Source organism: Streptomyces sp. NPDC058375 (assembly GCF_042723425.1).
GTDB classification, from domain to species: domain Bacteria; phylum Actinomycetota; class Actinomycetes; order Streptomycetales; family Streptomycetaceae; genus Streptomyces; species Streptomyces durocortorensis.
The window spans coordinates 1-9243 of sequence record NZ_JBHXJG010000280.1 but is presented as its reverse complement, the minus strand read 5'-3'; the positions used below and the strand labels follow the sequence as shown (position 1 = coordinate 9243).

At 71.9% G+C, this 9243-nt stretch carries 8 protein-coding genes; 3 read left to right on the top strand and 5 right to left on the bottom strand.

Annotated features, from left to right (window positions below; translation table 11 throughout):
- Window positions 1-22: 22 nt before the first annotated feature.
- From ACFWM7_RS30510 to ACFWM7_RS30490, 5 genes are all read right to left on the bottom strand, one after another.
- A complete protein-coding gene (locus tag ACFWM7_RS30510; RefSeq protein WP_383266695.1) occupies window positions 23-1693 on the bottom strand; it encodes a uroporphyrinogen-III synthase in 1671 nt (556 codons plus the stop codon).
- Window positions 1690-2676 carry a hydroxymethylbilane synthase gene (gene hemC, locus ACFWM7_RS30505; protein WP_383266693.1) on the bottom strand — a complete coding sequence of 329 codons (987 nt, stop codon included), beginning with the start codon at window positions 2674-2676 and terminating at the stop codon, window positions 1690-1692. The genes ACFWM7_RS30510 and hemC overlap by 4 nt, the downstream gene beginning before the upstream one ends.
- Window positions 2673-4181: a glutamyl-tRNA reductase gene (locus ACFWM7_RS30500; RefSeq protein WP_383266691.1), complete on the bottom strand. Its 1509-nt coding sequence runs from the start codon at window positions 4179-4181 to the stop codon at window positions 2673-2675. Before ACFWM7_RS30500 ends, hemC begins: the two co-directional genes overlap by 4 nt.
- Window positions 4178-4939 carry a redox-sensing transcriptional repressor Rex gene (locus ACFWM7_RS30495; RefSeq protein ID WP_383266689.1) on the bottom strand — a complete coding sequence of 254 codons (762 nt, stop codon included), beginning with the start codon at window positions 4937-4939 and terminating at the stop codon, window positions 4178-4180. The genes ACFWM7_RS30500 and ACFWM7_RS30495 overlap by 4 nt, the downstream gene beginning before the upstream one ends.
- A gap of 257 nt (window positions 4940-5196) precedes the next feature.
- A complete protein-coding gene (locus ACFWM7_RS30490; RefSeq protein ID WP_383266686.1) occupies window positions 5197-5487 on the bottom strand; it encodes a glutaredoxin family protein in 291 nt (96 codons plus the stop codon).
- 157 nt (window positions 5488-5644) lie between these two features.
- Here ACFWM7_RS30490 and ACFWM7_RS30485 point away from each other — a divergent pair, with 157 nt between their 5' ends.
- The 3 genes from ACFWM7_RS30485 (at window position 5645) to ACFWM7_RS30475 (ending at window position 9235) form a co-directional block, all read left to right on the top strand.
- On the top strand, window positions 5645-6604 hold the full coding sequence (locus ACFWM7_RS30485; protein WP_383266683.1) for an HAD family hydrolase: 960 nt from the start codon (window positions 5645-5647) through the stop codon (window positions 6602-6604).
- Window positions 6605-7004: 400 nt separating this feature from the next.
- Window positions 7005-7784 carry an ECF subfamily RNA polymerase sigma factor, BldN family gene (locus ACFWM7_RS30480; RefSeq protein WP_383266681.1) on the top strand — a complete coding sequence of 260 codons (780 nt, stop codon included), beginning with the start codon at window positions 7005-7007 and terminating at the stop codon, window positions 7782-7784.
- A 236-nt stretch (window positions 7785-8020) separates the two neighbouring features.
- Window positions 8021-9235, top strand: a complete 1215-nt coding sequence (locus tag ACFWM7_RS30475; RefSeq protein ID WP_383266678.1) for a DUF5667 domain-containing protein — start codon at window positions 8021-8023, stop codon at window positions 9233-9235.
- Window positions 9236-9243 lie beyond the last annotated feature (8 nt).

The following is a 9243-nucleotide window of genomic DNA, read 5'->3' as shown; positions in this document are numbered from 1 at the left end:
GGCCCACCCGCCCACGTAACACCTACGTCGTCGTGCGACGTCTGCGCGCGCCCGGGCGCCGCTCGCTCGGCCGCGTCACCGGGTCACCGGCCTCCTTCGCCGCGTCCCGGCGCTGCGCGCCGAAGGCGGCGAGCGCCTCGGCGAGCTTGTGCACGGACGGCTCCGGGGACAGCACGTCGACCCGCAGGCCGTGCTCCTCGGCGGTCTTCGCGGTGGCCGGGCCGATACACGCGATGACGGTCACGTTGTGCGGCTTGCCCGCGATGCCGACCAGGTTGCGCACCGTCGAGGACGAGGTGAACAGGACCGCGTCGAACCCGCCGCCCTTGATCGCCTCGCGGGTGTCGGCCGGCGGCGGCGAGGCGCGGACCGTGCGGTACGCGGTGACGTCGTCCACCTCCCAGCCCAGCTCGATCAGCCCGGCCACCAGGGTCTCGGTGGCGATGTCGGCGCGCGGCAGGAACACCCGGTCGATCGGGTCGAAGACCGGGTCGTAGGGCGGCCAGTCCTCCAGCAGCCCGGCGGCGGACTGCTCGCCGGAGGGCACCAGGTCCGGCTTGACGCCGAAGTCGATCAGCGCTGCGGCGGTCTGCTCGCCGACCGCGGCGACCTTGATCCCGGCGAAGGCGCGGGCGTCGAGACCGTACTCCTCGAACTTCTCCCGGACCGCCTTGACGGCGTTCACGCTGGTGAAGGCGATCCACTCGTAGCGGCCGGTGACCAGGCCCTTGACCGCGCGCTCCATCTGCTGGGGCGTACGCGGCGGCTCGACGGCGATCGTCGGGACCTCGTGCGGCACCGCACCGTAGGAACGCAGCTGGTCGGAGAGCGACGCGGCCTGCTCCTTGGTACGCGGGACGAGCACCTTCCAGCCGAACATCGGCTTGGACTCGAACCACGCGAGCTGGTCGCGCTGGGCGGCGGAGCTGCGCTCTCCGACCACGGCTATGACCGGCCGGTGGCCCTCGGGCGAGGGGAGCACCTTGGCCTGCTTGAGGGTCTGGGCGATCGTCCCGAGGGTCGCCGTCCAGGTGCGCTGGCGGGTGGTGGTGCCCGCGATCGTCACGGTGAGCGGGGTGTCGGGCTTGCGGCCCGCCGAGACCAGCTCACCGGCGGCCGCGGCGACCGAGTCGAGCGTGGTGGAGACGACGGCGGTCGCGTCGCTCGCGCCGACCTCGCTCCAGCACCGGTCGGAGGCGGTACGGGCGTCGACGAAGCGGACGTCCGCACCCTGCGCGTCCCTCAGCGGCACCCCGGCGTACGCGGGCACACCGACGGCGTTCGCGATGCCCGGGACCACCTCGAAGGGCACCCCGGCGGCGGCACACGCGAGCATCTCCGCGCCCGCGTCGCCGTCAAGACCCGGGTCGCCCGCGACGGCACGGACCACCCGCCTGCCGCCCTTCGCGGCCTCCATGACAAGATTGGCCGCATCCCTGAGAACGGGTACACCGGCGGCTGTTGACGAGACGTCAACAACCGTCAGCTCAGGCGTGCTCACGCCTTCCCGCGCATGGCTGCGAACGACGTCGAGCACATCGGGCTCGGCGACAAGGACGTCCGCGCTCGCGAGCGCTTCGACAGCGCGCAGAGTCAGCAGTCCCGGGTCGCCGGGACCGGCGCCGAGGAAGGTGACCTGGCCTTGGGCGGACAGGGCCGGAAAGTCGGATGCGGCGGGGCCGGTGGGGCTCAAAGTGCTCGCTCCCCCATAAGACCGGCCGCACCCTTGGCGAGCATCTCGGACGCGAGTTCGCGACCGAGGGCCGCCGCGTCGTCGTGCGACGTGGGGACGGGACCGGTGGTGGACAGCTGTACGAGCGAGGACCCGTCGGTGGTACCGACGACTCCGCGCAGGCGCAGTTCGTTGACAACCTGGCCGTCGACCAGGAGGTCGGCCAGCGCACCCACAGGTGCGGAGCAGCCGGCCTCCAGGGCGGCGAGCAGGGCACGCTCGGCGGTCACGGCGACCCGGGTGTACGGGTCCTCGAGCTCGGCGAGCGCGGCGGCGAGGTCGGCGCCGGACGCGGCGCACTCGATCGCCAGTGCTCCCTGGCCGGGAGCGGGCAGGACGGTGTCGACCGGCAGGAAGTCGGTCACCTCACCGCTCCGGCCGAGACGGCTGAGCCCGGCGGCGGCGAGGACCACCGCGTCGAGCTTGCCGTCCCGCACGAACCCGATCCGCGTGTCGACGTTGCCCCGGATGGGGACGGTCTCGATCCGCAGTCCGTGGGAGCGTGCGTACGCGTTGAGCTGCGCCATGCGGCGCGGCGAACCGGTGCCGATGCGGGCGCCGTCGCGCAGCTGCGCGAAGGTCAGTCCGTCCCGGGCGACCAGCGCGTCGCGCGGGTCCTCGCGCTGCGGCACCGCCGCCAGCACGAGGTCGTCGGGCTGGCTGGTCGGCAGGTCCTTGAGCGAGTGGACGGCGAAGTCCACCTCGCCCCGCAGCAGCGCCTCACGCAGGGCCGCGACGAACACACCGGTGCCGCCGATCTGCGCCAGGTGCTCGCGGGAGACGTCCCCGTACGTGGTGATCTCGACGAGCTCGACGGCGCGCCCGGTCACCTCGCGGACCGCCTCGGCGACGAGTCCGGACTGGGCCATGGCGAGCTTGGAGCGCCGGGTGCCCAGCCGGAGCGGCGCGGTGCTCCGCGCGCCCGGGGATGAGTTGTCGGTCATGACCGCCCTCTATTCGGGTCGTTCAGGTCTGCCCGGGAGACGGCGGCCACCGTCTGCGGGTCGAGGTCGAAGAGTTCTCGCAGCGCGTCCGCGTACCCGGCGCCGCCGGGCTCGCTGGCGAGCTGCTTGACCCGCACGGTGGGCGCGTGCAGGAGTTTGTCGACGACGCGGCGCACGGTCTGGGTGATCTCGGCGCGCTGCTTCTCGTCCAGGTCGGGGAGGCGGCCGTCCAGCCGGGCGATCTCGCCGGCGACCACGTCGGCGGCCATGGTGCGCAGGGCGACCACGGTCGGGGCGACGTGCGCGGCGCGCTGGGCGGCGCCGAAGGCGGCCACCTCGTCGGAGACGATCGTGCGGACCCGGTCCACGTCGGCGGCCATCGGGGCGTCGGCGGACGCCTCGGCGAGCGACTCGATGTCGACGAGGCGCACCCCGTCGATGCGGTGGGCGGCGCCGTCGATGTCGCGCGGCATGGCGAGGTCGAGCAGGGCGAGCCGCACCGGTCCGGTCGACCGGTCGGGCGCGGTGACCCGGCGCGGCCCGGTCCTCGGACCGGCGTGCGCGGCGGAGGCGACGGAGCCGTTCTCCACCCAGGCGGCGTGCTGGTCGACGTCGTCCGGGGCCGGGGTGACGGTGACCGTCGGCCGCTCGGGCGCGGCGTCCAGGGTCACGCCCAGGGCGTCGGCGAGGGCGTCGGCGGTGAGCACGAGGCCGGTGGAGCCGGTGCAGGAGACGACGATGTCGGCACGTGTCAGTTCGTCGCCCACCGCGGACATCTCGACGGCGCGGGCGCGCACGGCGGTGTCGTCGCCCTGCTGGAGGATCTCCACCAAGCGGTCCGCGCGGGAGCGGGTCCGGTTGGCGACGACGATCTCGGCGACGCCGGTCCGGGCGAGGGTCGCCGCGGCCAGCGAGGACATCGAGCCGGCGCCGATGACCAGGGCGCGCTTGCCCCCGGCCCACAGGGCGGGGTCGGCCCCGGCGGCGAGCTGCTGGAGCCCGAAGGTGACGAGCGACTGCCCGGCCCGGTCGATCCCGGTCTCGCTGTGGGCACGCTTGCCGACCCGCAGGGCCTGCTGGAAGAGGTCGTTCAGCAGCCGTCCGGCGGTGTGCAGCTCCTGGCCGCGCGCGAGCGCGTCCTTGATCTGGCCGAGGATCTGGCCCTCGCCGACGACCATCGAGTCGAGCCCGCAGGCCACCGAGAACAGGTGGTGGACGGCCCGGTCCTCGTAGTGCACATAGAGATACGGAGTGAGCTCGTCCAGCCCGACGCCGCTGTGCTGGGCGAGCAGCGTGGAGAGCTCCGCGACGCCCGCGTGGAACTTGTCCACGTCCGCGTACAGCTCGATGCGGTTGCAGGTGGCCAGCACGGCGGCCTCGGTCGCGGGTTCCGCGGCGAGGGTGTCCTGGAGCAGCTTGGCCTGGGTGTCGGCAGCGAGGGAGGCCCGCTCCAGTACGGAGACGGGTGCGCTGCGGTGGCTCAGTCCGACGACGAGGAGGCTCATGCGGGCATCACGGCGGGCATGTCCCCGTCGGGTCCTTTTCGGCCGGTGGGCGTGGCGCGCATCGGGGGCGCGCCCTCGTCCTCGGCGGCGGCGTCCTCGCCGGCCTTGCGCTGCTCGTGGAACGCGAGGATCTGGAGCTCGATGGAGAGGTCGACCTTGCGTACGTCGACGCCCTCGGGCACCGAGAGAACGGTGGGCGCGAAGTTCAGGATGGAGGTCACACCGGCGGCGACGAGCCGGTCGCAGACCTGCTGGGCCGCGCCGGGCGGAGTGGTGATCACGCCGATGGACACACCGTTGTCGCTGATGATCCGGTCCAGGTCGTCCGTGTGCTGGACGGCGATCCCGGCCACCGGCGTACCGGCCATGGCGGGGTCGGCGTCGATCAGCGCCGCGACGCGGAAGCCGCGGGAGGCGAAGCCGCCGTAGTTGGCGAGGGCCGCGCCGAGGTTACCGATGCCGACGATCGCGACCGGCCAGTCCTGGGTGAGCCCGAGCTCGCGCGAGATCTGGTAGACGAGATACTCGACGTCGTACCCGACACCGCGGGTGCCGTAGGACCCGAGGTAGCTGAAGTCCTTGCGCAGCTTCGCGGAGTTGACCCCGGCCGCGGTCGCCAGTTCCTCGGAGGAGACCGTGGGTACGGATCGCTCGGAGAGCGCGGTGAGGGCGCGCAGGTACAGCGGAAGTCGGGCGACGGTGGCCTCGGGAATTCCTCGGCTACGGGTCGCCGGTCGGTGAGTTCGGCCAGTTGCCACGGTGCTCCTGCGGGATGAGCTGGGCTGCAGGCGGCCGTATGTCCCAAGACCGCCCCGTCGAATGCAGGCTATGTCTTTGTGAACGCGTGCACAAAGATAGTGTCCGTTTTGTCCGGTCAAAGTGACCGGGGTCACGCGCATTTCCCGTGCGATCCCGGAACCGGGGACCGCACCAGCCCGTTGCAGCCTCGAAGGGGGCAAAGCGGTACACACTCCTCACATCTACGCCCCCGAGGCCACTCAAAACGCCCGCAATGTTAACCGGGTTTCGCGTCCGCACCCAGCGCCTTGCGCAGTCTCGCCGGGTCCACCCGCCAGAACGTGTGCTGCTCACCGTCGATCAGCACCACCGGAATCTGCTCCCAGAACTCCTTGTACAGCTCCTCGTCCTCGGTGATGTCCCTCTCCACCCACGACGCACCGGTCTCCTCGCAGACCGCGCTCACCACCGCCCGCGCGTCCTCGCAGAGATGGCACCCGGGCTTTCCGACCAGCGTGACCACCCGCTCGGCGGGCTTCTTCCGGTTACGTCGCAACAGAGGGCTCATGCCTACATTCTGCGCCCGTCGGACCCGGATCCCGAGCCCGTCCGCCCCCGCCTCGGCCCGTCCGGAATCGCCCGATTCACCATTCCGACCCGAAGCGTTCACGCCGCCGCATCGCGGCAGGTCGGGAAGGTACGGGCGGACTGGCTATGCTCACCGCATGGCCGCTCTTGGATGGCTCACACCCCGTAGGCGTTCCGCTACCGCACGGAGCGTCCTGGCAGGCGAGGCCGCCGCCGAGGCCGCGCGCAAGACCTCGGCCGCCGACGACGACTCCGCCCTCCTGACCAAGGCCCCGGAAGAAGCGGACGCGACACCTCCCGAGAAGCCCGCGTTCCCGGTCGCCGGGGACGACCGCGCCGCCGCGTTCTTCGACCTCGACAACACCGTGATGCAGGGCGCCGCGATCTTCCACTTCGGCCGCGGCCTCTACAAGCGCAAGTTCTTCGAACGCCGCGAACTCACCCGGTTCGCCTGGCAGCAGGCGTGGTTCCGGCTGGCCGGCGTCGAGGACCCCGAGCACATGCAGGACGCCCGCGACAGCGCCCTGTCCATCGTCAAGGGCCACCGCGTCTCCGAGCTGATGTCCATCGGCGAGGAGATCTACGACGAGTACATGGCCGACCGCATCTGGCCCGGCACCCGCGCGCTGGCCCAGGCCCACCTGGACGCCGGGCAGAGGGTCTGGCTGGTCACCGCCGCCCCCGTGGAGACCGCCACCATCATCGCCCGCCGCCTCGGCCTGACCGGCGCGCTCGGCACCGTCGCCGAATCGGTCGACGGCGTCTACACCGGCCGTCTGGTGGGCGAACCGCTGCACGGCCCCGCCAAGGCCGAGGCCGTCCGCGCGCTGGCCGCTGCCGAGGGACTGGACCTGGAACGCTGCGCCGCCTACAGCGACTCGCACAACGACATCCCGATGCTCTCGCTGGTCGGCCACCCCTACGCGATCAACCCGGACACCAAGCTCCGCAAGTACGCCCGCGCCCGCGACTGGCGGCTGCGCGACTACCGCACCGGCCGCAAGGCGGCCAAGGTCGGCATTCCGGCCGCCGCCGGGGTCGGCGCGCTCGCGGGCGGCACGGCCGCCGCCGTCGCCCTGCACCGCCGCCGCCGCTGACCCGCACCCGCGGCCCGTTTCCACCACCGCGCCCCGTGCCCGCCCGCCCCGTCCGGTCACGGGGCGCAGCCACGCCCGAAGCCGTCCGGCCGATCGAAAGCCGTTTCGTCAACGCGGCCGACACCCCCTCCCGCCAGTCGGATCGTCGGCGCGCGGCCACAACCCGTCGCCCCCGTAGACAGATCACGAAGTAATCCGATCAATAAACGGTCACCATGTGCTACTCGTTACGTCACTTAGCGATAAGAGAAGCGACGGAACCGGTGATTTAGACAACTGGGTGTAGCGCTGCCTGCACGAAGCGTTATTCTCCTCAGACGCATCACGGAGACCATCACCCGCTACCACGGGTGACGATTTTCGAACTGCTCGTGATGGAAGCTCTGCCTCTGGGAGTCCCGTGTACCCACACGTCGGGGTTGACGCCTCGGGCCTGGCTACGCTGCGTGCATCGGTCATTGACCGCTTGCGCGGCTTCGTCCCCACCGCGTACGCCGTCCCCGCATTTGCCACCCCTGCACCTGTCGGCCCTTGCTACGCCCTGGCCGAACGCAGTGCGGCGGTCGGAAGACGCAGCACCCGCACCGCCTCGACCACCACGTCGACCGTCCGCCGTCCCACGGCCGACAGCGACAGCGCGCGCATGATGGATCTCGTCGAGCGCGCGCAGGCCGGTGAGGCGGACGCCTTCGGCCGCCTGTACGACCAGTACAGCGACACTGTGTACCGGTACATCTACTACCGCGTGGGCGGCAAGGCGACCGCGGAGGACCTCACCAGCGAGACCTTCCTCCGCGCGCTGCGCCGTATCTCCACGTTCACCTGGCAGGGCCGCGATTTCGGTGCCTGGCTGGTCACGATCGCTCGCAACCTGGTCGCCGACCACTTCAAATCCAGTCGTTTCCGACTGGAAGTGACCACCGGCGAAATGCTCGACGCCAACGAGGTGGCGCGCAGCCCCGAGGACTCCGTCCTGGAGTCCCTCTCCAACGCCGCACTGCTCCAGGCCGTGCGGCGACTCAACCCCCAACAGCAGGAGTGCGTCACCCTGCGGTTCCTCCAAGGCCTCTCGGTCGCCGAGACCGCCCGGGTGATGGGCAAGAACGAGGGCGCGATCAAGACCCTCCAGTACCGAGCCGTACGGACGCTCGCCCGGCTCCTGCCGGACGACGCCCGCTGACCACCCCTGTCGACGACCCCCTGACGCCGACCCCTGCGTGACCGTCCCGTCACGCACTGGTCCGATCATCTTTCGTGCGTAACCCAAGTGCCGCGCACGTCGTTGTGCCGGTTGCAGGCCCCCTGTCGTCACCCCCTGTCCGTCTCCACTCACTCCATCGAGTGGAAACGCTCAAGGTGTGCAACCTTCCGGACCGCCAGGGGAGTCGACCGTCATGACGAGAGGAGGTGCCGCCAGTGATCGCAAACGTTTCGGCACACCGGCGGGCGAACGCCTTCGCCCAGGCCCTGGAGGAGCAGACCCCCCAGGGTGCGGCGGCCGTACAGCCCGCGGAGCCGGCCGACCAGGCCGACCGCGGACCGCTGTTGGCCCTGGCGAACGGCCTCGGTGAGCTACCGAAGCCGCAGTTGGACCCCGAGGTCAAAGTGGCACAGCGAGCCCAGCTCGTCGCCGCCATGGAGGCCATGTTCGCCGAGGGCGGCGCGTCCACGGGCCCTACGGTGCCCGTGCAACGGGGCAAGGGGGCCCACCGGGCCTCACCACTGCGCAAACTGCGCCCCCGCTCCCGCTGGGCGAAGGGGCTCACCGCCGGCGGGCTCACCGTCGGCGTGGCCGCGGGAGCCTTCGGCGGAGTGGCCGCCGCCAGCTCCGACGCCCTCCCCGGTGATTCGCTGTACGGACTCAAGCGCGGGATGGAGGACATCAGCCTCGGCATGGCCAAGGGCGACGCCGACCGCGGCGAGGCCTACCTCGACCAGGCCTCCACCCGGCTCAGCGAGGCCCGCAGACTCATGGAGCGCGGCCGCTCCGGCGCCCTGGACCACGAGTCCCTCGGCGCGGTCAGACGCGCGCTCAACGGCATGTCCCACGACGCCTCCGAGGGCCACCGCCTGCTCCGCTCCGCCTACCAGCGCGACGGAGCGATCGGCCCCATCCAGACCCTGGACACCTTCTCCCGCTCGCACCGCGACACCTGGAGCGGCCTCCGCGACCGGCTGCCCGTCCAGCTCACCGACATCCGCGACGAGGTCACCTCCGTCTTCGACGCCATGGACGAGGAAGTCGCGCCGCTCCAGTCCCTCCTCCCCCGTCCCCCGGGCGAGGACAAGGGCACCGGCCGCTCCGGCGCCACCACCGCCCCGGACACCGGCTCCCCCCGCACCGACGCCACCGCACCTCCGGCCTCCCCCGAGAAGCCCGGAGGCCGCACCGACGGCAGCGCGGACCCCAAGCCCTCCGGCTCGTCGGGCTCCTCCGACGCCACCCCGGACGACGGACTGCTCGGCGGCGGCACGGACGGCCTGCTGGACGAGCTCCCCACGGACGACCTCACCCCGCCGCCCTCCGAGAACCGTCCGAGCGCCCCCGCCGCCCCGGACGTCACCCTGCCCCCGCTCCTCCCCGGGCTCCTCCCGGGCCTCGGCATCGACGGCGAGAACCTCAAGCCGTAGCACTGACA